This window comes from Shewanella sp. NKUCC06_TVS, from assembly GCF_019345515.1.
GTDB lineage: Bacteria > Pseudomonadota > Gammaproteobacteria > Enterobacterales > Shewanellaceae > Shewanella > Shewanella oncorhynchi.
Genome location: NZ_JAHKQX010000019.1, coordinates 79,877 through 106,738 on the forward strand (window position 1 = coordinate 79,877; position 26,862 = coordinate 106,738).

The 26,862-nt window shown below is 38.2% G+C and carries 21 protein-coding genes; 15 read left to right on the plus strand and 6 right to left on the minus strand.

The genetic code is table 11. From position 1 onward, the window contains the following. Window positions 1-369: 369 nt before the first annotated feature. Both hemG and KO531_RS19015 read left to right on the plus strand, forming a co-directional pair. Entirely contained in the window at window positions 370-891 is a 522-nt protein-coding gene (gene hemG / locus KO531_RS19010) for a menaquinone-dependent protoporphyrinogen IX dehydrogenase (protein ID WP_219251976.1), read from the plus strand. Between the two features lie 107 nt (window positions 892-998). After that, entirely contained in the window at window positions 999-1,526 is a 528-nt protein-coding gene (locus KO531_RS19015) for a cytochrome b/b6 domain-containing protein (RefSeq protein ID WP_105253061.1), read from the plus strand. Window positions 1,527-1,632: 106 nt separating this feature from the next. Here the strand turns inward: KO531_RS19015 and KO531_RS19020 are convergent, their stop codons facing one another. The 3 genes from KO531_RS19020 to nfsB all read right to left on the minus strand — a co-directional run bounded on the left by KO531_RS19020 (window position 1,633) and on the right by nfsB (window position 4,332). Continuing rightward, window positions 1,633-2,388 (minus strand): DsbA family protein, encoded by a 756-nt coding sequence (locus KO531_RS19020; RefSeq protein WP_105251591.1) that lies wholly within the window; start codon window positions 2,386-2,388, stop codon window positions 1,633-1,635. 312 nt (window positions 2,389-2,700) lie between these two features. Then, window positions 2,701-3,345: a DNA-J related domain-containing protein gene (locus KO531_RS19025; RefSeq protein ID WP_131524261.1), complete on the minus strand. Its 645-nt coding sequence runs from the start codon at window positions 3,343-3,345 to the stop codon at window positions 2,701-2,703. A 333-nt stretch (window positions 3,346-3,678) separates the two neighbouring features. Beyond that, on the minus strand, window positions 3,679-4,332 hold the full coding sequence (nfsB, locus tag KO531_RS19030) for an oxygen-insensitive NAD(P)H nitroreductase (protein ID WP_219251977.1): 654 nt from the start codon (window positions 4,330-4,332) through the stop codon (window positions 3,679-3,681). Between the two features lie 162 nt (window positions 4,333-4,494). Between nfsB and KO531_RS19035 the strand changes: the two genes are divergently transcribed. From KO531_RS19035 to KO531_RS19060, 6 genes are all read left to right on the plus strand, one after another. Further along, a complete protein-coding gene (locus tag KO531_RS19035; RefSeq protein ID WP_105251592.1) occupies window positions 4,495-4,860 on the plus strand; it encodes a glyoxalase superfamily protein in 366 nt (121 codons plus the stop codon). Between the two features lie 77 nt (window positions 4,861-4,937). Further along, window positions 4,938-5,294 carry a DUF6547 family protein gene (locus tag KO531_RS19040; protein WP_251069017.1) on the plus strand — a complete coding sequence of 119 codons (357 nt, stop codon included), beginning with the start codon at window positions 4,938-4,940 and terminating at the stop codon, window positions 5,292-5,294. 668 nt (window positions 5,295-5,962) lie between these two features. Then, window positions 5,963-7,414 carry a UvrD-helicase domain-containing protein gene (locus KO531_RS19045; RefSeq protein WP_219251979.1) on the plus strand — a complete coding sequence of 484 codons (1,452 nt, stop codon included), beginning with the start codon at window positions 5,963-5,965 and terminating at the stop codon, window positions 7,412-7,414. A gap of 304 nt (window positions 7,415-7,718) precedes the next feature. After that, a complete protein-coding gene (locus KO531_RS19050) occupies window positions 7,719-8,696 on the plus strand; it encodes a putative phage abortive infection protein (protein WP_219251980.1) in 978 nt (325 codons plus the stop codon). Window positions 8,697-8,736: 40 nt separating this feature from the next. Then, window positions 8,737-9,471 carry a DUF2971 domain-containing protein gene (locus tag KO531_RS19055; protein ID WP_219251981.1) on the plus strand — a complete coding sequence of 245 codons (735 nt, stop codon included), beginning with the start codon at window positions 8,737-8,739 and terminating at the stop codon, window positions 9,469-9,471. A gap of 364 nt (window positions 9,472-9,835) precedes the next feature. Further along, the gene (locus KO531_RS19060) at window positions 9,836-10,222 is read left to right on the plus strand and encodes a hypothetical protein (protein ID WP_219251982.1); all 387 of its coding nucleotides are present in this window, start codon (window positions 9,836-9,838) and stop codon (window positions 10,220-10,222) included. Window positions 10,223-10,291: 69 nt separating this feature from the next. Here the strand turns inward: KO531_RS19060 and KO531_RS19065 are convergent, their stop codons facing one another. After that, a complete protein-coding gene (locus KO531_RS19065; RefSeq protein WP_219251983.1) occupies window positions 10,292-11,050 on the minus strand; it encodes a hypothetical protein in 759 nt (252 codons plus the stop codon). Between the two features lie 463 nt (window positions 11,051-11,513). Between KO531_RS19065 and KO531_RS19070 the strand changes: the two genes are divergently transcribed. The 3 genes from KO531_RS19070 (at window position 11,514) to KO531_RS19080 (ending at window position 13,088) form a co-directional block, all read left to right on the plus strand. Next, window positions 11,514-11,903 carry an H-NS family nucleoid-associated regulatory protein gene (locus KO531_RS19070; RefSeq protein ID WP_219251984.1) on the plus strand — a complete coding sequence of 130 codons (390 nt, stop codon included), beginning with the start codon at window positions 11,514-11,516 and terminating at the stop codon, window positions 11,901-11,903. 186 nt (window positions 11,904-12,089) lie between these two features. Continuing rightward, window positions 12,090-12,755, plus strand: a complete 666-nt coding sequence (locus KO531_RS19075; protein WP_219251985.1) for a HEPN domain-containing protein — start codon at window positions 12,090-12,092, stop codon at window positions 12,753-12,755. Continuing rightward, window positions 12,756-13,088 (plus strand): YegP family protein, encoded by a 333-nt coding sequence (locus tag KO531_RS19080; RefSeq protein WP_219251986.1) that lies wholly within the window; start codon window positions 12,756-12,758, stop codon window positions 13,086-13,088. A 244-nt stretch (window positions 13,089-13,332) separates the two neighbouring features. Here the strand turns inward: KO531_RS19080 and KO531_RS19085 are convergent, their stop codons facing one another. Together KO531_RS19085 and KO531_RS19090 are read right to left on the minus strand one after the other, a co-directional pair. Continuing rightward, window positions 13,333-14,235 carry a hypothetical protein gene (locus KO531_RS19085; RefSeq protein ID WP_219251987.1) on the minus strand — a complete coding sequence of 301 codons (903 nt, stop codon included), beginning with the start codon at window positions 14,233-14,235 and terminating at the stop codon, window positions 13,333-13,335. 691 nt (window positions 14,236-14,926) lie between these two features. Then, complete coding sequence (locus tag KO531_RS19090; RefSeq protein ID WP_219251988.1) at window positions 14,927-16,696, minus strand: hypothetical protein; 1,770 nt, start codon at window positions 16,694-16,696, stop codon at window positions 14,927-14,929. A 693-nt stretch (window positions 16,697-17,389) separates the two neighbouring features. Here KO531_RS19090 and KO531_RS19095 point away from each other — a divergent pair. The 4 genes from KO531_RS19095 (at window position 17,390) to KO531_RS19110 (ending at window position 26,816) form a co-directional block, all read left to right on the plus strand. Continuing rightward, on the plus strand, window positions 17,390-17,746 hold the full coding sequence (locus KO531_RS19095; RefSeq protein WP_168826708.1) for a hypothetical protein: 357 nt from the start codon (window positions 17,390-17,392) through the stop codon (window positions 17,744-17,746). A gap of 361 nt (window positions 17,747-18,107) precedes the next feature. After that, on the plus strand, window positions 18,108-18,434 hold the full coding sequence (locus tag KO531_RS19100) for a hypothetical protein (RefSeq protein ID WP_219251989.1): 327 nt from the start codon (window positions 18,108-18,110) through the stop codon (window positions 18,432-18,434). Between the two features lie 1,234 nt (window positions 18,435-19,668). Next, the gene (locus tag KO531_RS19105) at window positions 19,669-22,659 is read left to right on the plus strand and encodes a hypothetical protein (RefSeq protein ID WP_219251990.1); all 2,991 of its coding nucleotides are present in this window, start codon (window positions 19,669-19,671) and stop codon (window positions 22,657-22,659) included. A 17-nt stretch (window positions 22,660-22,676) separates the two neighbouring features. Continuing rightward, window positions 22,677-26,816, plus strand: coding sequence for a DUF637 domain-containing protein (locus tag KO531_RS19110; RefSeq protein ID WP_219251991.1), 4,140 nt, complete (start codon window positions 22,677-22,679; stop codon window positions 26,814-26,816). Window positions 26,817-26,862 lie beyond the last annotated feature (46 nt).

A 26,862-nucleotide genomic window follows, 5' to 3' on the forward strand; every position in this document is an offset into this window, starting at 1 on the left:
ATTAACTCCTTAGGTTACAAAGACGCTAAAGCGAGAATATACCTAAGGCGTTATTTTTGTGAGGCAGTTAAAACTACCACATATACTTGGGGTGTTTGGCGCTAAGCCCGTGATCTATTTCATGTAAATTGGCGGGTAAATCACCTAGTATGAAATATCATAATTGTCATTTTACTTTTGCATACCAAGTTAAATTCCACTGGAATGCCAATGACTCTGAGTGTCCATTGCTACTTTTAGCGCATTTAGTCTGAGCGTTGTGATGTCATTTGATATGCCGAACGGGCATAGAGAGTCGAAATTAAGTCGCCTGCACCGTCTTTTCTAGGCCGCTTATTGTTATTTTGCTTGGGATTAATCGAGGCTAAATTGAAAAGAATTCTTATCATTTACTCTAGTGTTCACGGCCAGACCCAAAAGATTGCTAAAAAGCTCGCACAGCAGTTAATGGCTTTGGGGAATGAAGTGGTTACTGCCGATATCAAGGCCGCTCCAGTGCTCACTGAGTTCGACAAAATCATCATAGGCGCCAGTATTCGCCATGGTAAACATAACTCAAGTTTGTACGAGTTTATTGAAAAGCATCAAGCCGTATTGACGGATAAGGTCAGTGGTTTTTTCTCTGTCAGCTTAGTGGCACGTAAACCCGAGAAAAACACCCCAGAGACCAATCCTTACATGCAGGCATTTTTAAGTAAAACCACTTGGCGGCCACAATTGCTGCGCGTTTTTGGGGGTAACTTGAATTACCAAGGCTATAACGCTTTAGATAGAAATATTATCCGTTTCATCATGTGGTTAACGAAAGGACCTACGGACCCTGTTACTAATGTTGAATATACGGATTGGCAGAAAGTGACTGAGTTTGGTGAGCAGATCCACAGCGCTTAAGCTTGATATCAAATTTCGGTGCTTCATTTAGCCCTATTCTATTCGCGCCCTGAAAGCTGTATGCATGCCTTAGTCACAAGGGCAAAGGAGCATTAAATATGATCAGTATGATGACTAAACTTCGCTCCTTATCCCGAGTCATTATGGCGCAACTGCATGTGTGGATTGTCGTGTCGACTATTTTACTCGTGTGTTCCAGTCCGTGGATTTTTATGGGCCGACGGATACCCGATAACGCCAGTTTTTGGGATTATTTGCATGTATATTTAGGTTTAGCGTGCACTGTGCTTGGGATTCTTTTTTTACTCAGCAATACCTTGCGTGGCAAGTGGCACCAATACTTTGGCTGGTTGGCGGGCGATTGGGCACAGTTAAAGCAAGATATTGTTGGACTTGCTAAAGGCAAATTCCCCGTCGCTGGTGGTAAAGGGCTGTTTAGTGCCATAGAAGGTATTGGCATGCTGTTGCTGGTGGCTACAGGGGTTACGGGCCTAGTTTGGTTTGTTGTTCAAGGGACGCCAACAGCACTGGCATGGCGTGGTTATCATCAAGTCTTTGCGCAGGCTTTTATTGGTTTCTTGATCCTACATCTCGTCTTGGCAGCGAGCCATATTCTTGATTTTATTCGGCAATAAACTTCATAACCCATATTGAGCGCTTATATCGATAGCTTGGATTGAACACGCATAAAAATGGCCTCCTAATTTGGAGGCCATTTTTTATTTCAACGATTGTTTTAAATTAGCTAAGACGTTGCTGACGGGTCACACCAATTGCGGCGGCGAAGACTAGAAATAACCAGCCTAGACTGCCACCCGATGAGGTTTTAGCGGGGGCGGCATCTTTCTCAACAGCAAGGTAGTTAATTAACCCAATTAACTCATCTAAGGTTTTGATGCTGTTTAAATTTACCGCATATTTATCGTTCACGATAAAGGCGGGTACGCTGTCGATTTTGAATTCATTCTGCTGGGTGCGCCACAGGGAAAGCTTTTCATTAGTGCTTTTGCTATCGGCTAATTCATCGTATTTAGCAGCATCGACACCAAATTGGGCGAAGACTTTTTTGATGTCATCACGGCTGTTAATTTGCGGCTCATGCTGATGGCCAGGTGCACTGTGATCGTGGCCGTTTGCGCCCTCAGCACCTTGGATTGCGGTAAACATGGCATGGGTTAAGGCGTCTTTGTTATCAACGCTTTGGATCACGGCTAATGAACGCATCACTTCGGTGCCAATGTCGCTATTCATAAAGTCGACATGCTTATTGTCGAAACTTATCTGTTTGTTGAGGTTTGCCTTGATATCAGGCAAATAGTTGGTTTCCATATTGAAGCAGTTATGGCAATAAAATGAATAGAATTCAGTGAGTTTTGGTTCGCTGCTAGGCGCTTTGGTCGAGATTTGAGTGTAATGTGTGCCTTCAACAAAATTGGCGGCAAAGGTGCTCAATGGTGCAATCGCTAAGGTTACAGCCAAGGCTAATTGTTTAATCATAGTTTCCTCAAATTCGGTGGGATTGAATTCACAATGTCAGTCGTTGTTATCGTTGGTATTCAACGGTCAACATAAGAGATAGAGTGAGCTTCAACCTAGGATTTAAGCTAGCCAAAATGGCAGCGTTGACACATAGGTTCAGGTTAAATGGAAAGGCTTAATTATGACTGAATTGGCATGAAGCTAGTAGGCTAAATCTGTGATCTAAATGGAAGTTTTACCTTAGATTTGGCAGGACTGTAGGCAGGATCGCATTGCTAAGTCGGTGCATGTTGATTAAAGCCCTGTTCTGCATCACCACTGGCTAAATTCTTACGCAATATCCCTAAGCGACTGCCAAGCTTCGCACACCTCGCGAAAACGCGCCGCATCGCCATCGGGTCTGTCTGGGTGCCATTTGAGCGCTAAACGACGCCATTGCTTGCGGATATCACGGGCGGTAGCACTCTCGTCTAATTCGAAAACTCGCAGCGCGTTACCTTTGTTCATCAGATTGATATTTAAGCCAATATAGCTCTTATAATTGCTCCAGAATGCCTCAAGTAATTCTCGTACTACGTTTTCGCTGGTGTCGTAGTTATTCCAATCAAGGTAATACTCACGCAGGGAAGTATCTTGCATTATCAGCAGATTAACGTTTGATGGTACTAAGCGGAAGATTTGAATTTCCATGGCTTTGACTTGTAGCCATTGCTTGGGCAGTAATATTTCCTGCAGTTCAAACAGGGCATTCATCAGTAGGAAGTTACGTTTGAATAAATCGTTACCCGGATTTTCATCAAGCTGGTGGATCAGCCCTTGGGTTTGTAATTCAGTGGCTAAGTGATGGATTTTCCAACTTTGATTTGAGGCTTGTAAAACCGTAAGCAACGGCCAGATCAGTGGGTTATCGCCCTTAGTGTTTGCAACTCGAATCGATTGAGATTCTTCAGTGAGTGAGGGTTTGGCAAATAACATACTGACTGTCCCATCCTAAATTGTGAGTGTTACCAATGCGCCGATAAAACCGCTGTGCTGCAACAAAGATGACTCGAAAGGCGACGATAAATGATCATTCACTAAGTTGAGCCGCAAACTATGCCACAGAGCCAAAGTGTAGGCAAAGATGAATTTTAGAGCAATACCGTGATGGTTGACTCCTACTTTAGATGGTTTCTCGGCGTAAATAAGCCGTTAACAGCAGTGAGGTTTTAGGGGAAGGTAGTTAAGAGAGGGCTAGCTTTAGACATGATGCCCTTGTTTATATCACATAAAATCAAGGGCATGATTATTTTCACATAGAGTGAAGGACTAGATCTCGGTGAAGATCACTTCTTGATCTAAGCGAGACTTAGGCAATTTAGCGTTGAAATCATTTTCTGAGTGATAACCCAAGGCGACAACCACGCAGGCACCTAGACCTTGCTCTCTTAAGCCTAGGACTTGATTCATTTTAGTGGCATCAAAACCTTCGATCGGACACGCATCAATATCTAATACACTTGCACCGAGCATTAAAGTGCCAAGCGCTAAGTAGACTTGTTTTTCCATCCAATGCTGGGCATCTTTCAGCTCAAATTTATGCATATTAGCGAAGAAAGAGCGGCCATTATGTTGGCCTTGCTTGGCTTCTTCATTAGCAAAACGGCCATCCTTCGCTTCTTGCTCGAGTACTTGCAGTAAGTGTGTTTCATCTAATTGAGCGCGAGCACAGAGTACGAGTACATGGGAAGCATCGAGAATTTTTTGGGTATTAAACGCATAGTTTTCGGTCGCTTGGGCAACTAATGCTTTACCTTCCGCCGTACTCGCTAACACAAAATGCCAAGGCTGTGAGTTAGTCGATGATGGGCTGTACTGCAATAAGGTTTTGATTTCTGCTATTTTATCCGCAGGAATCGTCTTAGTTGGATCAAAGGCCTTAGTGGTGTAGCGCTTTTTGGCGAAGAAACTTAAATCACTCATGTAACGGCTCCAAATCATTAAGGAATACAAATTCAATGGCAGCATTTTAAGCAGGTTTAAGTAAAAAACAATGTGATCAAGGCAGGTATTAGTTTCAAAAAAGATTTGAAACTGGATGCTTATGCGCACTAGACAAAGCTTATGTGTGATGGAGTAGATGGCATGAAGTTTCAGACAATCCCAATTATGCGGATCTTTGATGAAGATAAAGCCAAAGAGTTTTACCTTGGCTTTCTGGGGATGGAATTAGATTGGGAACATCGCTTTGAGGATGGCTACCCGATTTATATACAAGTTTCACTTGGTAATTTTGTTTTGCACTTGAGCGAACATTCAGGCGACTGTACTCCTGGCTGTAAGGTTTTTGTGAATGTGAGTGAACTTGATCAATTATTTGCTCATGTGACTTCTAAGCCATATAAATACAACAAACCTAGTATTGAAGATGCGCCTTGGGGCGATCGTTGCTTTACTGTAACAGATCCGTTTTCAAACAGGATTTTGTTTAATGAAGCAGCAGACACATAACAGAGTGAGGCATTCGAGACCCGCGGCATTTACAAGTTTACGCGCATGGGCACTGCGTTATGCTCTCAGGAGAAAAAATGAGTTCAGTTGAATTGTGGAAAAGCTTTGTTGACGAGTTTGCTCAGTTACATGATGGAGTATTTGAAAAATGGGTCTTGCAAGAAGGGAGCTATCCAAACAGGCAGGAAAATTCAGAAATAAATGAGTTCTTAAAGTCACTAACTGTCCAGCAAAGAGAGATTCTCGTCAAGATGCTTATTAATGCTAGACGTGGTGGTATTCATGATGCCTTAGTACGACTTAATGACAGAATGGACTGCGAAAATGGTCAGTATTACGAAAACGGCATTGAGATGGAATTTCAGCCCTTTAGTTCCACCCTTTACTATGACTATGTTTGTCGCCGAGAAGGGGATAATTGGGAGCAAGAATAGGTATTATCGGAATATCTCGCTTCCAATGATCACCCTGCATATAGCCTAGCACACAGCTGAATGATTTCAGTTACTTAACAAAGTCATCGCTGGTTGAAGGCAAACCAAAAGTGCATTATGTTGTTGGTTTAAAATGGATGGCCTGATTTATTGTTAGCTCTTCAACTTTTGATGACTCTCATTTAAGCCATTTTAGCTAGTACAAGTTTTAGACAAACAGAAAGTGCATTATGTTGTTGATCTAAAATGGATGGCCAGATTTTTAGCCCTCTAGCAAGCGCGTCAATTAGGACGCACACAAGCTCGCGCCAATTGCGCGATCGTTAGCTTATTTCAGGGTCGTCAAGAATGTATAAATTTTATATATCTTTATTGTTTACATTTTATTCTCAACTTGTATTTTCCGAGGAAAACTCATGGAGTGTAGAGAAGCTATTGTTCGATCCTGGCGAAGAACTTATTCCTAGTGTGGTCAGTGACTCAAAATTATCAGTGGCATATTTAATGCGGCACCCAATAAAAAGAGATACAAAATTATATTTTATGTTAACCGATGCTGGCTGTAAAAAAGGCTTATCTATGGAAGCTATGCATTTCGTTTATATAAACAATGAAAAGGACTTATTCATGAGCTCTTGTTGGGATGCCTCGCACCGAAGATTCATGAAATGATTGAAGTCCAAATAGCAGGAGCAGGTGCAGGTAAGACTTATGGCCTAGCTGAGAAGATCATCAAGCACTATGAAGCTTCGTCATATAAGAAGATCTTTGCTATCACTTATACCAACAATGCAGCGAAGAACATCTCCGAAGCCATCATAAAACAACTCGGATACTTGCCAGAATATATCGTAGTTTGCACCGTTCACACGTTTTTATTGAATGAGATCATTTACCCTTACTCTCCGTTCGTTTTAAATGAGGTATATACTACCTCCTCTCTTTGTAAAACGTTTTCAAACTTTCCTCCTGGTAAAACTGGTGAACAAAAGAAGCGAGAAACGGCGAACACTATTAGTAGACTAAAGAAGATTGGTGTAATACATGTTGATGAAACTTATTCCGCAGCATGGCGAGTTGTCGATGAAAACTACTCCAAACACAGCAGCCAGAAGAAAAAGTCTAAAGTTAGGAAAGTTCATAAACTCCTAAGTAGTGCTATTGATAAGATTTTTCTCGATGAAGCACAGGATCTTGATGAAACTGCACTCAAGGCTTTTCAACAAATAGGTGAGAATTCTGTTGATATCTACATGGTGGGGGACCCCAAGCAAGCAATAGATTATCCAAAATCCTTCAAAGGCTGGTTAGCTGCGAACAAAGCCAACGAAAAAGTTAACGTACTGCCGAATATAACGACCTCTCGTAGGGTTCCACAGAGAATTCTTGACCTCTCAAACACCTTCTGCCCTAAAGGGCAAGAGCAGATAAGTTTGTCTGAAATTGAAGGACGCCTAACATATATTACTTCAGAAGATGACCATTACGACTCGGTACTCAGCTATCACATTGAGAATGGGAGCTTAGTTAGCATCTTCAGAAAAGAAGGTAATTACTCAACCAAACAAGTAGGATCACTACCCGAGTTTGATCCAGAGGTAGAAAAGCTACTTACAGTGAAGTTTTCCGAATACGAAGAAGGTGTGGTCATATACTCATTACAGCGTTTCTTTGCCTCCTTGTTATCCAACAATGACAACAAGACATCAATACAAATATTTCTTAAGAAGCTAGAGATTCCGTACGAAATAGAGATGTTCAAGAAGCTTTGTCGTTCAGCAGAGCAATACAGTTCATCCAAGGACAATTCGGCCAAGTACGCAATAAGCAGCATCCAACGAACTAAGGGCTTAGAGTCTAAGGTATGTGTATTAGTCCTAACGACAGCGATTTTCAAATGCTTAATGCAGGATGGTGTAACCAAGTTCAACAAGACTTGGAATATGGTCTACGTCGCGTTAACTCGCGCAGAATCTGAATTAGTTGTTGCTGTAGACATGGATTTGCTTGGTAAAGAATATAAGCATGACGATATTGTTGCTCGCCTTGAATCTATTGGGTTTGAAGTGCTGAACCTAAATCTACCAAACCACAATTCTAATGAGGGATACGCTCAATAATAAACTGCTAACTTTACCTTATGAGTTGAGAATGAAAACCATTTTTAAAGGAATTAGCGCAATTTATTGTCTTATATGCAGTCCTTACGACAGTTGATGGTTCCTATTTAAGCATTTTAACTCGGACAAGTTGTAGACAAACCGAAAGTGCATTATTTTGTTGATTTAAAATGGATGCCAGATTTACTTTTTGAGCCAGAGCAGGTTGCAGGCAGACTGAAAGTGCATTATGTTGTTGATCTAAAATGGATGGCAAGACTTATTGCTGTTAGATTTACATATGATTTTTCCACTGAGAGTGTAAATGATAAAAAGTATTATCATCTCAATCGCCATAATCATCTTAATATGTAGCCTTGCACCATTAGCATATTATTTTAATTTCGGTCATCTGAGTATTTCTGATAAACCCGAAAATTGGGGGGTGTTTGGGGACTACATTGGCGGAATTTTAAATCCTATCCTGAGCTTTTCTGCATTCATTGGCGTTCTTATAACTGTTTTATTGCAAAAATCACAATTACAACAGACACAATCTCAATTGACTATGACAAAAGAGGAGCTGGAGCTTACTAGAGCAGAATTGAAAAGAAGTGCTGACGCGCAAGCTCAACAGATCGAATCCGTGAACATTCAAAATTTCGAAGCTACATTTTTCAATTTGTTAAATCGTTTCGAATCACAAATCGCTCATATAATAAGGGTGTACCTAGAGACAGAAGTAAAAAAGGACGATAATGTTCCTAGTGCATTTTCCTGTGATAGAGATATAAGATATTGCGGATTTGAGCACCTTAGATATCAACTTTACAAATACCAAAAGTATTACTCTTCTGAACAATATGGTGGAGAAAACCCCGAAAGGTGTGACTCCGAAGAAGCTTTTAAAGGAATGAGTTTTGTAGGTACGCATTCGATTGTAATCGAAGCATATTTTATGCACTTGAAATTTATTTTTGACTTTATTGAAGAGAGCAATTTAGTTGACAAGAGAAAGTATTACAGGGTTCTTTTCTCTGAATTCACAAATGGAGAGTTAATTTTTGTTTTTTATCAGGTACTATATTCTGATAGTTTAAATGAATTAAAACAGAAAATTGAAGAGTTTAACCTGTTCGAATATATTAATCACAAAGGGCTGATAGATAACTGTGTAGATCTAAATAAATATTCTTTAATTGCTTACGGAAAGAATAAAGCAATTAATGTAAACATGGAATATTGGTTAAAACAAATATCTAACAAGTCAATGCAACCGACCGCTGACGCTTCGGTTGATTGAAGCGTTATGTGACTAGGGTATAGTTGAGTATCTGCCATAAATGAATAATCCAGAAATAAAATCACTCTTTAAGTATAAGCCATTAAACCAATTTACTTTGGATATTATCGCAAATGATAGGATTTATTATCCTAAGCCAGATTCATTTAATGATCCATTTGATACAAAATGCTCCTTTAAAAACTCGTCAGCTATAGTCCAGTCTCAAAATTTAGCAAAAATAAAAAGAGTTTTTCCTAACGAAGACCCAAGTGAGATTATGGCTTACACAAGGAAAGACCTAACCGGAGAAATTGATTCCTTTAAAAACGCGCTTAGAGATTTTGGTATTTTATCTTTGGCTGAGGATGAAAAGGATATTCTAATGTGGTCTCACTATGCAGATGATCATAAGGGAGTTTGTATTGAGTTTGAGCGAACCGAGACAAACGAGTTAGGTGATCCAAAAGCAACCAGAAAAGTGGCATATACGAAAAGTTATCCTTCAATGAGCGTTAAATCACTGCTTTCGAAAAATGGCCATCACAACTCTTTAATGCGTGTTTTATATACTAAATCTGAGCACTGGAGTTATGAAAAAGAGTGGCGAAATTTTCAGTTTACTGGAGGTAAAGTATATCCTATCCTAGGGAAAATCTTGTCAATAACGTTCGGGGTTCGCGCAAGTGAGATGGATATAGATATTGTTAAGAAACTTGTTGGCCATTCTATACCTTTATATCAGGCGCAACTTAAAGAAAATGAGTTCGGCATCAAGGTGAAAAAAATCACATAACAAGCCAAGTTAACGGGACAATTTTAAGTTGGCTAAAATTAGGAGCGAAGCGACGGGAGCCAGCTTAAAAGTTGCCCATGCTTGGGGCGTTACCCCATAGAAATATTAATCCGAATCTGGCTAATAAGAGTGAATTATCTAACTAGATTTATTTATCCTAGCAACGACTCTTAGGATAGATGCAACCCTTCAAAATCATGTAAATACTTTGAACTTATCAGGACAGATTCCTTTTAAAGTACAGTTGATGTTTTGGGTTGACATCAACCAAGAAATAAATAGATCAAGTGCTGTAAGAGCAAATGCGTAACAACTATTTCAAGAACAGTTTGGACAGTCGGAAATTAGAAACCACCTAGCAGCTTTGAAAAAATCATTTGATCGCCCCGCATTTCGGGATGATTTTTTGAATGAGCGAAATTACGATGATTTCGAAAAGGCTTTAGTTTTGACGAAAGCTTTTTTAAAAACAGGTTTCCTCTATGACAACTGGTCTAGAAGTCTTGTTTTGCAAGCTGTCCCTTCTAGTATGATTGGCGATGAAAACTATCAAAAATTTGTTTGTAATCTTGAGTCAAAACTAGAGAGCATCTATCAGTCTTACCTTACCGATAAACGAAGGGAAAAAACTAACCCAAATCAACTAATCGAAAGGGCTGGAGATTACAACATAAAGAGGCGTGGCCTGATGGAACTAATAAATAAAAAGCTACGCTCGTTTGGAGAGCATGATATTTCTATTTACTACTAAACATAGCAATTCAAAACACTCGGACGCAGCAAGGCTGCGTCAGTGTTTGAAGCATTAGCTAGCGTTTCATTAATTCAGCCCTAACTCTTTCAAATCATTTGATATCGTTTTTTGAGAAACACCAAGATGATTTGCAATTTGAATCTGAGTCATTCCTCTTGAGCGAAGGACCTTTACCTGCGATTGCCTTTCAATCTTAGAATCGCCAATAATTACAGTTGTTTGATTTGTTGTATTTATTCCGTTTATGTTAGTTTTTTCAAAAACAAATCTATTTCCATCATTGTCTTCAGCTGTTAAATAGAAGCCATATTGATTTGTGTTTACATCCATACTAGCTAGCTGACCATTTTGTACTGCTAGTAAACCTTGGATAATTTCAGGTGGTACATCTGTGTTTGGGTTTACAGGAAGTCTATTGGGGTATTGGTCAATGTAGTAGTTATTCGCTGGTTGTTCATTTGCTTTAGGCATCATATTTAACTCTCCTCTGTCGTACACTGAAACGGGCAAAAAAACTTGAAATGCAGAGTTAAACATCAAGTCAATCTGTCGATCTAAGTGACTCGTGCAATACAGCAATTGATTTTGACCAAATGGTTGAGGCTGAAAATACACCAAATTTGAAACACCTTGATTTACTGATACGCAAACAGGAGTTGGCACTGGTGGTTGCCCATAATTCGTTTGCGCATAATAGACTAGATTTAGTCCACTTGGCAGTTGAAAAAAATGGACTACGGCGAGTTGCCCATTCGCCAAAAAAACATATATAGGGTATATATTTCCATCTATTGGCGATGGATAGTAAGCATTAGATGTATACACAGAAACCTCCGAATTACTAGTAAGTATATACCTACTATACCAAAAACTTCTAGGCAGTCAATCGCTAGCTAGCAAAAACTTGGTGCGGGACCGCTCTGCGGCCCCCCAAGTAAAAGTTATCCCATAGAAATTTTAATCCGATACTCACAGATTAGAGATTTTTAATATAAGTCGCTTCTGTCCAAAAGCGAGTCGCTTACTATTCAGTCATGCGATTGCATTTTCTCTGCTGATTAAGTGTGAAACATTAAAGACTGATAGATATGTGACTATTTATGCATAATGTGTTGCATAAACTGAGTTTTGCATGACTCTGTTACGATAATGCATAAAACACGTCGATTAAGCGCTAAAACACGCGAAAAATGCACTTTAACAGTTATTAAAATTGAAACTCTTTATTTATTCATTACAAACTGAAAATCAGTATATTGCTGCAATACAAATTTATTGGGGAAATACAATGTCCGAATTTTTAGAGATTTTAACTCATGCTCGTCGTTTAAAAGCTTCTGTTAAAGAGTTATCTGTTGCTGAACTAAAAGATATATACGAAAAGTTAGGCAAGATCGTTGCTGAAAGAGAAGAAGAAGCGAATGCTGAAGCTGAAGCAAATGCTGAGCGTATCGCTAAAATTGCAGAACTTCAGAAGATGATTGAGTCAGCTGGTTTATCACTTGATGATCTTGGCGGTGTTACTGCTAAAGTAAAAAGCACAAGAGCACCACGTCCAGCTAAATATTCAATCGTAGTTGAGGGCGAAACTGTCACTTGGACAGGGCAAGGTAGAATGCCAACTGTTTTCAAACAACAAATTGAAAATGGCCGTTCAATCGAAGACTTTTTGATCTAAATTCCACGTCTATGACTGAACAGACTAATGAAAATTTGTTCTGCCACATTCCGTGTTTGGTTCACAGACTGAGAACACTTTTCGGACTATTCCGTTGATCAATTTTTTGTAATGCTACAAAATGGCTACAGTATCGGAGGCGGTTCATTCCCTAGGGGAAAGAACTATAAGAGGAAGGATATTATTGTGTATGACTTTACACACGGCGAGTTCGGGGAGAATATAACTCGCGTAGAAAACTTAATAGAAGCATACAATGAACTTGAAGCCAATAAAATAGGTGATATTCAACTTCGAAAAGATGTTTTAAGAGCATCTATAGTATTTATGCACAGCTCTTTAGAGGAAGTTGTACGTAATTTATTCTTACTTCGTCTTCCAAATGGTAACACTAAGAACCTCAATAAAATACCTTTTGCTGGCCATGAGACAACTCATAGGCCAAAAGAAATATTATTAGGCAACTTAAAAGCATTCAGCGGAATGCTCGTCGATAACATAATCTTACGCTCAATTAATGAGTACGTTGATACAATGAGTATTAATGGATCAAATCAGCTTGCCGAATGCCTAGAAATTGCTGATGTTCAAATTGTTCCACTCAGAAAATACTTCACGTCACTTGATTCATTAATGAAAAGACGGCATCAAATCGTGCATCAAATGGATCGGGCTAATTCGCTTGATCCATTGCTAGATCCAATAACAAACATAGATATTGAGTGCGTCGAACAATGGAAGAATGATCTTTGTGGATTTTATAGAGATCTCATGATTATAATTGAGAACATAGATACCTCTAGTGATAATGCGCAACACGAATATCCTTTACAAGACAAAAGGAGAATCTAAATGACTGGTTGGTATGAATTACACAGAAATGAAAGAGAACAATTCTATTTTTATCTCAGAACAGGTAATGGTGAGATAATTCTTAAAAGCGAACTTTACACTTCAAAAAGCGGCGCAGAAAATGGGATTGCATCAGTACGGCACAACTGCTCTTTAGATGTGCGTTATCGCCGTAGCAGAACACCTGATGGAAAAGTATTCTTCAATTTGCAAGCGGCAAATTATCAAATTATTGGTACAAGCCAGATTTACAGTTCAGAGGAATTGCGCGACAGAGGCATTACAAGTGTAAAAGAGAATGGCCAGTCAACGATCGTCAAAAATCTCAGCTAAAGTCATTCAAGCTGACGTAGCCTAAGGGGCGCGCAGCTTAACTCGAATTTTCGTCAGTAGATATTTTAATCTGAAACTCACGAATTAGAGTTATGAACTTAGTTCGTTTTTATCCCGAAATAAGCTAGATAATATCTAATTCATTGGCTAGGTTTCGTTGGTCACTACACAAATCTAAGCTGACAGACACCATTAAAAATGGATAACTGTCAGTTCAAGCTCGATCTAGCACAAGTAAATCAAACTATTGATTATTAAGGAATTTAATACTCTGCCGATAGTATTCTGGATGCTTCTTTCTAGCATCATTTAACAACTCAATATGAGAAAAGTGCTCGCCATATTGATTATTACTAGACACTTCAAACTTTATATAGTGCTCCCCAGTGATAGAATTTACACATAGGGAAACATACCTATCAGTTTTTCCTCCTTCTTTATACAAAAGGAAGTGCAAATGCTTCAACTCACCTTTTAAAGCACCTGATTTGGTTGATGGTTCTCTTTGAAGAGTCGTTTCAGCCTCATGCTCTGCTTGAATCATTATATCTAGATCATTTTCAATTGAAATAATATCAAATGGAATTTCATCGATGAAACTCCATACTCTAGTCGGTATATCTATAGAAACTTTCACGTTAAGTGAAACGGAAAAACTACTACCACAATTAATCCGATCCTCATCTTGCTCTCCTGAATAACTAAAGGTACAGCCTAAGATAAAGTGCCTTTCTTCAACATCATAAGTAATATCCTCACAATATAAATCTTCAATACCGAACATTGATGCATTAGTTTCAGCAACATAACCAGACATATCACCATCAAGAAACCTGTCCAAAACATTATAATTATGCTCTTCTACTAACCACTCTGTCATATCTTCTTTAGATACATTAAGCATATCTAACACGACTGAAACACCTAGCTCTCTTATCAAAGTATGTAAAGGACACATACTCAGCAAGCCAATGGTGAGCCGCCTATCAACATGATTTCTTCTTGATACTTGCTTTACATCGTGAAGGTTAGTAAACCCGAAACTTTTAGCGCACTCGTCCATATACTGCATTAATGGTAAGTTTCTCGGATTAGATTTTTTGCGCGCAGCTTTAGCCGATGACTTGAATAACTCATATTTAGACATTAGGTAGTTCTCCAGCGAAATAACCCAAACTCAATGAGAGTACAGATAGCTTGCTAAGCTGATAGGTTATTCCGATTGGTTTATACCTAAAAAATGATTTTTTGTTAATCGTGTTGGTCCATAAGGTTATCGAAGCAAGCGGTATGCCTCCAACAGGCTAGATAAATCTAGCTTTTCGACTATCACTTGTCAACATTTCTTATAAGCCATTCATTTGCAATCGAACTCATTTATTGTTCCAAACTTAATGGTTAAATTAACCTTCTGATTTTTATGTGCAAGATACTTAAAACTTTGACGCTAGAGTGTACTTGAAATGTTTTACAATCGAACACGATTGAATAGCCATCTTGGTCTGTAGTGACATAGTGAATTTGGCTACGGTGTTTGAGGCGTCGCCTCATAGAAATTATCATCCGAAGCTCATTCAATATGGCCACACTGGTCTAACTCTCTTTGTCTCTAATAGAGCAAGTAGAATAAAATGAGTCAGAATATGACTACTTATGCAGTTTTATGTGCATAAGTGAAGTCTATCGACATAATCTAGCTGCTTGCTTCGAAAACAGCTCAAATATTCGCGTAAACACGCGATTTCTGCATGTTAAGATTTATTAAGTCGGATATTTACGTAGCAGAATTACCCTAGATAAACCTACTTTCTAGGGTAATCACTTATCGAATTGCGGAACTAATTCAATTCATAGCAAATTCTGAACCCTGTTTTTAACCCTTTATATTTTCCTGTACTTGACTTAGGTCCACATGATCGTTCTATAAACTTGTCAAAGTAGAATGAAAGGTGACTTTTTGAACGTATTTGGCAGCCTTCCAACAACCACTCACAAAATGAATCAGAATCAATGAATGATAGATTGTTATTTGTATAAATGTTTGGTTCATATCCGAATTTCAATCGCAATCCTTGAAAGTCATTTTCTGACATATATGGCGGGTGTGTATCATATTGTGTGCCATCAAGTTTATAAAAAATTAAGTCAGACTCGAATACGCTATTTCGGTAAGAATTGCTTTTGGGGCCAGCTAGCTGTTTATATTCAGACAACGTTAACAACCTAAATGGAATTTTTTCTAATCTTTCTTTCCAATTTATATAGGAAAGTGCATCATAAAAATTAACTGATGAAGGTAGATTCCTATTATCGTCAGAATTTACTGAGAGTAAATTGTCACCGTTCCTATAACTCATATAATCACCATTTTCAGCGGCAAAATACATGAAGTCTTCAATTGTAATTAGATCTGAGACCATTAATTTTTTTCCGTCAATTTTAACTTTATGAAATCCATTTAACTCATTAGAATAAGCCCTTTTTAAGGGCCTATATATACCTTTTGAAATCAGTAACTGTTGTAGGATGACATCTTGGCCAGGATAGTCACCTATTGATTTACCTTTGTTATAAAAAAATTCTTCGGCTAAATGGTTGTCTAGATCTCTCCAACCTTGATATTCAAAGTAGTGCCAGCGTTGAAACCTATACTCTTCAATGAAGCTAGGGATTTGTGAACGCTTTAAATTTTCTCCGAAAACTTGGTGGTCAAATAATTTATCTCTTTGATTTTTTATTAAATAATCATAGTTGCCATAGCAATCATATATGATGGTTAGGTTGTCATTGAGCTTCTTTACATTTACCCATCCGGTATCAGATATAGCTAATCTCTTCTTAAATAATTGGACCAACCGAACTTCATTTTTCATGTTATTGGATATTTTTGATTTTTCTTCTTCACTTAGATTTCCAGGTGTATATGTTAATAAAACAACATCCGTATTTTCGTCATCAGTTATGACATCAGATATAAGGTGAAAGAAACTGGAACTAAAACTAGCTCTATAGAAAAATAGGATAACTATATCAATAAATAGACAAGTTATTTTCTGTTTGTAAATTTCAAATGTAATTTCTTTAAAAGCATTTATTTCTATATGTTCTATTGAATCAAGAAGATCGTATGGGCTATAAAGGTTAATCGAATTTTTTACGAATTCAAATTCTGTAAGTTGATTCAATATCACCCCAATATCCATAGCGTGCAAACCGAAAACAGAAGAAAAATCAAAGTTGTGCCCAGTAAATATTTTTGTTGGAATTTTTCTTCCTGAGTAGAATAAGCGTTCAGAAACTTGTTGGTGAGTTAGCTCTTGAAAAAGTCTATATTCACCTTGGAATTGGTGTTTAAGTAGATTTTTTCGCTTCTTGAGCCCATTTATATTGAGGAAATTTACAAATTTATTGTTGAAGAAGTCCTCGTAGTTCGCAAATCCGCCTGAAACGCCTAATCTTGATGCAATAGCGTTTAGTTTTGAATTGTGCTTAATATCTTCTCTATCGCAAATTGTATTCTTAGCGGCAATCTTGATGCTAGTAGGATCAAGATTATTTAAGGGGACTATATGGAATTTTTGAAGGGCTAGATAAGTTGTGGTTGTCATTGTTAAACTCGATTGATGAACAATGTAGCTCCAGATTACTGGCGTACTTCATGCTACTTGCGTAGAGTTAACAATTCGACATTTTGAAAGAGTAATCACAAATGTTTGAGTGCTTTGTTTTGCAAGAAGTACATTGCAAACCGCAGGTTAGCCTCAACCCTGAAAGAATGTTACACACATATATAAGTTAGAGTCAAGACTTTTTATCCAATTTTTATTATATTTTACATAATGTACCTATGCCCTTTACTTAAGAATAAGCTCATAAATGACTTCTTAATCGCCACTACTTCACTAGACGACTGTCATGAGAAGTTGGATTGCAGAGATACGTGCAGTAACGAACTAATCATCACTCTACGTGAATGAGTGCATTAGCTAATCGTGCTATTTAGAGTTCTCTAGCTTAATCATAGAAATTGTGACTACTTATGCACTATTATATGCATAAAAGCATCTGGGCTGCTGTTTGCTGTCATTTCCTGCTGAAACCGCTCAAATATGCGCGTAAACGCTCGATTTCTGCATGTTAATAGTTATTAAAATACAAAACTGAAGCAAGAGCTCAGAATACTAAGTGTTTCGATTGCAGTGGCAAAATTGTTCAGCCACTACATAGCAAGATAGCAGGAAAAATGGATTAGTTAACGTACATCGAGACATTGGGCATTCATTCTATAAATAGGAAAATTAATGAGGAAAATCATTTTAGCTTTATTTATTTTAACCACTTATTCTCATGCGGCAACAATTCAGTGTGGGGGTACTGTTGAGAAGGTTGGTCTTCACGCACCAGATGGTATAATGCTGAAGTTAAGCAGCATGAATAACGCCGTATTTATATGTAATCCTAACTCAGAATGGAGTGTATCTGGCACTCCTTATATAACAAGTGCCGAAACATGTAAGTCAATGCTATCTATGCTTATGCATGCTAAGGCGACTCAAGCTGACATGGGGAGCGTGTGGTTTGATGGGGATGATGTTCCTGCGACTTGTAGCACTTGGGAGGCTTGGAAACACACAAATGTTAGATATTTTTTGTACTAAAAATTTTCACCGCATTGAACAGGATATAAAGATGGTATCGGCGTGTAGTTGCATATTGAAGTTTGTCATCTATTAAGAAGTGTAATACCTCACTCATGGCTATTTTGAACCCTAGAGATTTAAAGCTGTTAAGCGATATTTTGTTCAGAGTTCAGTCTGAGTTTTGCACGAGCTCATTAAAAGAATGCGCTAAACACGTCGATTTAGCGCTAAAAATGCACTTTAATTATAATTAAAGTACAGATCTTTTTTCGAATCAGTAATGCGCACTGTATCATATAGCATCTATCAAACTGACCAATCCATGTTGTACACTGTCAGGCAACCGTTTTATTTTTTATCCTTACAAGGAAGTACCTGAATGAAAATTACTATGTATATCGTTTTTTTTCTAATTATGTCAGTTTGTGGTTTTGTAAATGCGGCATCTGGAGGCAGCACTGGCAAGATCACAATAATAACGTGGTATGAGGGGCATACCGGAGTCCTTATAAAACAAGAGGGGATGTCAGATTTAGGTGAGTGTGGGCGATCAGATTATTATATTTTAGATGATAAACATCCATATTTTGGAGAAATATATTCACTGATTCTTTCCTCTCATATTACGTCTCAGTCACTTTCTTTACATTTGGATGGTTGCATCCAAGGTCTTTCAAGAATAAAACACATAACTAGTAGCAAATAAAATCTTGCTTAAGTTATAAAGACTATTAACTTAAAAAATACAATAGAATAAAGGGCTATAGAGAAGATGAATCGAAATCGTTCTGTTGCCCTTATTATATGCGATAAAACACTAATTTTATTGCTTACCTGTTAGCTATATTTTAAATAATAGAAGAATTTCTATTTTAAATGCTTATTTTATCGTCAGATGGCTGGAGTGAGAAGCTAATTTTTAGCATGTAATAAGAGTCGTTACGGGGATAATTGTAATTTTTTTGAATGAAAAATGTCCACAGTTCTCTTCGCTTTATACATCACTCCTAGGCTCTTGCTAATCAACTCATTTGGGATAAGCATTATTCTACGTTGCTTCATGTGTTAACTGGCTATCAGGCGAATAGACATGTCAAGTCCTATAACTTCGTCATGATAGCCTTTTTTCTAGAGCAATCAGCTTCCCTCATAAGCCAACTACTGAGTTGATGAAGCTTTTCAGTACTCGCAAGGGGACGAACTGTCCGCATAAATATTAATACAGTTTCAATTGTAGAGTCTTTGAACTGAAATCTCCTTGTTCGGTGTTGTGCTTGTGGCCTATTGTCTGCAGGTCTATCCTAAAAGTCAGTATTCCTCATTTGATTAAGGTTCTGTTATATTCTGCTTAATTGTAATGTGATACTTGAATTTACCAATTTAGTATCGGTTTCTGTGAGCTGTTAGAAATGCTCAATTATGTAAAAAATCTAAAGTGAATAGTTCACTGCAATTCGACTGAAAATCAGATAAAAAACTCAAAAGCGGATAAGTTTCTTAGTTTAATAACGTTTAGGCTACTAGTGAATGTGCATGAAAAATAATATTTGTATAGATTTTATTTGTCGTTTTTGTTAGGTAAATAATTGCATCGGTGATTATATTCTTCTTTCTATTTTCTATTTTCTATTTTCTATTTTCTATTGCTGCTTATTGTATTAATCGACGCCTCATGTTTTAGGTATTCATGTATTAAATACTACTAATTCATAACTCCATACGCATTTGATTAAATAATATCCAATAGCTGATTTGGTTTATTTATTGGTGTGCTATGCGGTATTTACGGGTCGCAGTAAAAAAAGCATTATTTAAATTGAAACATGGTTGATACATTTTGGTTTTTTGTGTTAAAGTCTCGCCAATTTTTTTGGTGGCATTAGTACGTTACTTCTAGGTAATAGGCTAGGCTCAATCAAAGTCTAAAGACATGGGATGTTATGAAAAGAACTAAATTTACAATATTGAAAGCCTTTTTTTTCTTATTATTAACTTTTGATCTCGGTTTTATGGCGCCTGCATTTGGTTCGGTATCAGTGCTTGCTGGTAATTCTGAAACTAAGTTTGTACAGCACGATGATTCGAGTTTTGATATATTAATTATAGACAAGCCTGTAAAGGGGATTTCATATAATGAATTTTCAAACTTCTCAGTATTATCTAAAAAATTAGTGATTTTTAATGGTTCAGATAGCGTCAACCACTCTATAACACCCGCTAATACAATTATCATTAAATCATCTAATATCTCAATCTCAAATGAAGTAGAAATAATTGGTGCTCCAGCAAATATTTTATTTATATCGTCTTCAGCATCAGCCTGTAAAGAATGCTCATTTAATAATGTTGGGCGAGTAACTTTTGCATTAGCATCGATTGGCACTAAGCAAGCAATTCATGCTTCTGGTGTTGTAGGTAAGTTAACGACCTTGAATGCTGGGCGTATGCAGTTGTCAAATATTAAATCTCCAGGTGTCCAATCTTTAGAGTTTATTGCTGATAAAGTGCTCTTGTCTGGAGATATCGATCTTAATTTAAGGGCTGATATTCATTCTGAAGGCGGATATGTAATTCATCCGCAAGGAAGTAAAATTGTAGGTTCGGGTGGAGTCAGTTTTTATCCTGGAAAAATGGTCATTAACTACGAAAACTTGAGAGTGGATTCTGCTGATGTTGTTAGTGATGAATTTATTTTAAGTAGTAGAATTCGCGCAGCGTCAGTGGCCATTCTTACCCCCCAGAATATTAAAATCACATCTACTGCGGATATCAGTACTATTTCTGACATACTCTCGACCAGTACATTAAATGGTCAGTTCTATGCGCCTATAGAAGGTATATTTATTCAAGGTGCAGGGAATGAAGCATTCAGCTATAAAAAGAATAATATTGTAATGTGGGGGAAGTTATCAACAGATAATAAGATTGTTATAAAGTCAATTAATCGACTAGATGTTGGTAACTCAATCGTTGCAAAAGATGTATCTTTAATATCAGGCTATGATACGTATGTTACGGGCTATATCCAGTCTGAATTGATTGAAATTGCTGCTCGAAATTTGATCAATAGTGGAAGGCTTTCGTCAAAAATAATCAATGTTGAAGCTGAACATGGTATTCATAATAGTTATGGTGGTGATATTAAAGCAAGTCAAATAGTACTTAAGGCTAATGCTGGCAATGTTACTAATGGCTCTAGAAGCGATAAAGTGCCTTACACAATAGCGACAACTTGGTTGCCTATATCTTCAGATTTAACTTCTCTTAAGCTTGGGATTTTTTATGATGTCTCAGAAACTGGTACCATATCAAGTAATTTATCTGCTCACATATCAGGAAATAATATATCGATTCAAGCTAAAGCGTTTGAAAATATTAACCCATATTCAATTGTAAAATCATCATCAGATGATTGGAGTGCTGGGATTTCAGTTAATAATCAACTAGCTAATCAGGTTTCTGTTCGAGCAGAGCATAAGCTTGAGATTAAAGCATCAAATTATGTTCTTAACTCATCTGCAATAATAGGCTTAAATCAGTCTGGTACTCTGGTTATAAATTCCCCTAAATTTAGTAATGAGCGTTATCGAATGCAGATGGAAAGTTACGTTTATAATCAGGCTATTATGAGCTCAGATAAGAGCAGGCAGTATGACTCTGCAAGGATCGGCACTACAACGAAAGTTATAGCTTACTCCCCTCCTGCACGATTTTATTCTTTCGGTGAATTTAGATTCAGTGATGGCAAAGATACAGATTCTATAGACGAAGAGTTTATAAACGAGTTGTCTTATTTTGAAGTGTTTTCTGATGCACATTTTCATCAAACAGAAATTAAAACGATTGGACTAGAAGTGTCTGAAAACTACGATTTTACTGCTTTGCATGATATTCGAAATTGTTTAATGTTTCGAACTTGCGATGGTGAACATGTAATGACGCTTGCAGAGGCTGAAACTTTATTTTCGGTTAGTGGTAGTATTTATGGAGTAGATGAAAGTATAGCATCTCAATCTGATTTAGATATCGCAAACATCAATATTAGACAAGCTAAAGAAATCGATGTTATTAACCAATACTTAGCACCATTTTTTTACAAAAATAATGATTATGACTATGGAACTGTAAATAAATCAGAGGTACAAGGCGATATGCTTACAGGTGTGCGTACTCAATGTAAAATGGTGACATTTAAAGGTTGGGGACTCAATCGTGTGTATAGTAAGTGCGATAATTACAGTTTTCAGGTAAGTATTACTTGGTTATTGAGTGAGGAAGCAAAAGACCGTGAGTTGGGAGCAACTGGCTATACGCCAGCGCAATTTGAGGCGGCAAGTAAAGCTTATGTAGAGGCATTACCAACTCAGTTTGTCACTTGGACAGCTTCACAGAAGAAAGCATTCAGTAACGTTACTAGCTTGTTGACATATTCCTCTTATTCAATTGATGGATGCTATGTAGTTATTGGTTACAAGCAAGCTAATACTTTTCATGGTTATAATCATGTTCCTTATAGTAATACTCTTACTCAAAATTATAGTAATCGAATACCCATTAGAGTTTTAATGAAATTAGTGCCAGGGACTCTTAAAGATAATGCTTGCTCAGCAGACACCTTGGAGCCTAAGAAATATACGGAAAAGCAGTATAGTGATGCAGCCAGAAATTATATATCGACGCTAACTATTGACTCGAGTTTATGGAGTTCTGCATTCAAACAAGTACGCGAACGTAAGGTGAATGGGACTACATCCAATACTATAAATTTTATCTCTTATTCATTAAGTGGGAATGATGTTTTAGTAAAATACAAACAAACAGAGCAGTATACTGTAACTGTGCCATATGCAGGGACTAGGAGTTTCTCTGAATCCCATGATTTAACTAAGCGTATTTCCGTTGCTGAATTAATGAACTATTTACCATATTAGAATTGTAGGATTACATGATGAGTATCAAAACTAAAGGAAAAGTAACCTACGTAAAACCTATTTGGCAAAGGTTTACAGCTTATCTAATGTCATGCTTAATGTTGTTGCAAATCTGTTTACCTGCAACGGTACAAGCTGTGGAGTTAATATCTGATTCATTTATTGAGTCTGATGTTAACTCAAATTCACAGTTTGAGCGTGTGTATAATCATAATAGACAGTTTGAAAAGGCATTTTATATAGAAGATGCTATCGGTACAAATATACAAACGATAGAGTTATTTCATCAGAAACTGTTAGCTTTCAGGAGAAGTGCACTGCCTTCTCCTCAGATGATCCCTATTATCAATGATGGTATAACTATTATTATCCCTAACTACCCATTAGGGAAACGTATTGGAGATCAATATGTACAGACTCGTTTCGTAAGATCTCAAATATTTAACTTGCTGAATAGGAATTTACTTAATGACTCTTATTCGACTGAAGTTGAACAGATAAATGATCTCTATAATCAGGCTTATCAATTCAGCGCTACTTCTTCCGCTAAGTTTGGCGACAAAATTACCCGCGCTCAAGTTAATTCATTTGGACATAATTTTATTTGGCCTGAAACTCGACTGGTAAATAATGAAGCTGTCCTTGTGCCTGTCGTTCATCTTACTGATGCTACTGTTACAGAGTTGTTGGTGAATAGCCATAGAGTCGAATTCTCGGGGGCTGAGGCCAAGTTTAATACTATTACTGTTAATGCTGGCACAATTTATACTCGTAGAGGGACTTTTATCAGTACAGCGGGTAATTTTACCGTTAATGAAGGCGCAAGTGTTGTTGCAAAAGGTGACTTAAACTTACTCGTTGGCGGTACTTTACAAAACTTATCTGGCCGTTTTTCAGCTAAAGACAATGTCAACATTATTGCTAATCAGTATCAGCAAAAAACAATGGTTCATAGATATGCCACCAAATACGATCAAGGAACACGTTTAGGACAAATTGCAAGTGTTAATGCTGTTAATGGGAATGTGACGATTAATAGTTACAATGACTTAATCGTTGCTGGAGGTACTATTTCTGGCAATAACATAACCTTAGCTGCAAATGGGAATATTCAATTAACGACTCAATATACTACTAATAATCGTAATGAAATAGTGGGTGGGTATAATGAGTCGCAATCCATTATTGAGCATACTGCAACGAGACTCAGTGCAAAAGACAGTATTTATCTTATCGCATCTGGCGCTATAGAACTTAATGCCGCAACCTTGTTTGCTGATAAAGGTATTATTGAAATTCTTGCGTCACAAGGCATATATATTGCTAATGAATTCAATCAGTTTGAATCTTCTCGTTCAGGAAAGGTTCGTAAGGTCACTATACAAGAGCAAAAGCTCCAAACGATAGCAATCCGTTCATCGCTCGATGCTGGTAGGGGAGTGCTACTTGCAACAGAATTTGGTGACATTACCCTTAAAGCGGCTGAATTAAAGTCGACTCAGGGCACTCGAATCAATGCCGCTAATGGTAAAGTGAATATGCTGCTTGCAGAAGAGCAGGATCACTATTACTACAATCGTGTTAAAACAGGCTTCTGGAAAATCAAGACTGAAACTATTGAAGATAAAGTTGAAACTGCTGTTTACAACACGATTGTCGGTGGTGTCGATATCCAAGCTACTAAGGGGTTAACCCTAGAATTTGGCAAGACGGAAGATCAATCTCTCGACGAATTAATGGCAGCATTCAAAAATACTCCCGATTTAGCCTGGATGGCTGAAATCTATGAGGACGAGGATTACAGCCAGAAAGTAGAAGTCATTTATGCTGAGCTGTTAAAAATCCACAAGCATGATAAGTCAAGTCAGCTGGGTGCGGGGGCGATGGTGATTATCGCTATTGCTATGGCGGTTGCTATGGGGCCAGGGGCAGGCATGATTGCTACTAGCACTTCAGCTGGCAGTATTGGCGCTCTCTCCATTGGAGGGACAACGTTAATCAGTCAAGCGGCTATTCAGGCTGGCGCGCTTACTCTAGCCACTCGGATGGCTCAAGGGCTTGCTAATGGCGATGGTCTAGGTGATAGCTTAAAATCATTGACTTCTAAATCCGGTGTTACTTCGCTGGCTACATCTATGCTCACTGCTGGGATAATGAATTCAGATTCCTTAGAAGGGTTCGAGTTTTTTCATAAGGTAGTGGAGGTTCCAGGGGTCGAGTTAACGTTCGCTCAGCAAGCTAGTAGTTTGGCCTATCAGGCCCAGCAGGCCTTAATACAGAGCACTGTCAGTTCCGGTGTTTCTACCATTGTTACTGGAGGCAATTTTGATGATTTCGGTGACGCCCTCGTTATATCCCTGAAGCACTCGGCCGTTAATGCCATCGGCGCCAAGGTAGCCAATAAAATTGGCTCGCTAACTAGCGAAGGTAAGTTTAACGAAGTCATGCGTTATATTTCTCATGCTGCATTGGGTTGCACTCTTGGGACTGCCAGCGCATCAATAGATGGTTCATCTACGAGTTCGAGTAATGCCTGCACCAGTGGTGCCACTGGGGCTGTAGTAGGAGAAGCTACGGCGCAAATTTATACCCATGCCATGATGTCTGAAACGCAGAAAGAGCTAATTAAGGCAATGCAAGAACTGGGTCTTGCTTATGATGAAAGTATTTTAGCTTTGACGCCTGATACACCTCAATTTAAGGCCTTGATGGCCAAGTATAATCAATTGAGAACTAAACCTACTGATGCAGATTTTGCCAATCTCAAAAAAATTAAGGAACTCGGAGTTGACTATGCGAAATTGGCCGGAGGTATGGCGGCTTTTGTTGCTGAGCTAGAGGTCGGAATTGCGGCTAATAGTGCCGAAAATGCCGCACAGAACAATGTTATTCCAGGATTGTCACTTGCATTAGAGCTCAGTATGGGAGCTTTGAGCATTTATTCGGCTTGGGAGTTGGGCGAAAGGTTTGGTACCGCAGCTGCTGAATATAACAAAATAGTTGATGCAGACAAAAAGCAAGAGTTCCTTATAGATTTGTTGAAGGCTGTAGCCGAAGATGCGATGTATGAGATAGTCATCGATAAGTTCACTAAAGGGCTGAAACCCGAAGTTCTCTTTGAAGAGATTTATATTGCTGCTAAGAACAATCCCAACCGAGCTATATTCGCTAGTCGTCTAGATAAACTAATGGATGATGCACATTTCAATGCTATGGATCCAACGACTAGGGTATTGAAAAAAGCTGAACTAGATGCCGAAGCTAAGGCTGTGCAAGATTATTATCTTTATAAGCAGCAAGTGCCTCATACCGTTATCACAGAAGACCGTATTTTGTCTCAGCACAGGCAGGGGTTTGAGCTACAAGCCAATGGTCGATGGGTAAGGGTTGTTGGTGTAAAAATCGCCGATAAACCTGGCTATAAACGTGATGCTAATATCCGGGTGGATGAGTTCGCAATTACACCAGAATTCAACAACTTAAAAGTGAATATCCCAACTCAGGAAACGCCAGTTACCATTGCCGAACTGACTCAAATGCGCCAAGCCAAGCTGGATCACGTTAGAGAGTTGGAGCAAGGTGAGATACGTGGTGCCTTAAGTGCCCAAAGTAAGAAGGACATTGCCCAAGCCAGATATGAGGTTAATACCTATTCTGAAATTATCGGCGAGCAGCGTTCAATACACCTACTTAAGCAACAGTTTGCCGAGGTAACGCCTCTCAATGCCAGCTATTTAGATAAGCGTAAAAACCAGCAGTTTGATAAAATCTATCTGGTTACCGATGCAAAAGGCAATAAGACCTTGATCCAACTAGAGGCCAAGGGCGGTATTAACCCCAGTTCTCAATATGGTACCGCTCAGGTAAGTGTCAATGCTACAGGTATGGCTGAGAGCGCTCAGCAGGGCAGTCGTGCTTATCAGGAGAATATCTGGCGACATATGAAGGACAAGCATGAAGAATATGTTGGGAGTGATGCTTTCCGTAATGGCACTATGTCACGCGAAGACAGGAAACGGGTCAACGATCTAGGTATGACAATCCAAATGAGGGAAGTTGTGCAAGAAAGGCAGGCCTATATCGCCATAGAGCAGAGCATTGATTCGGCCACAGGCGCCCTGGGCACCACTAAGATGAAATGGTTGACCCAAGGTTAACCATATCCACAGTATTAGAAGGTATTGATTTAGAGGTATTAACAAG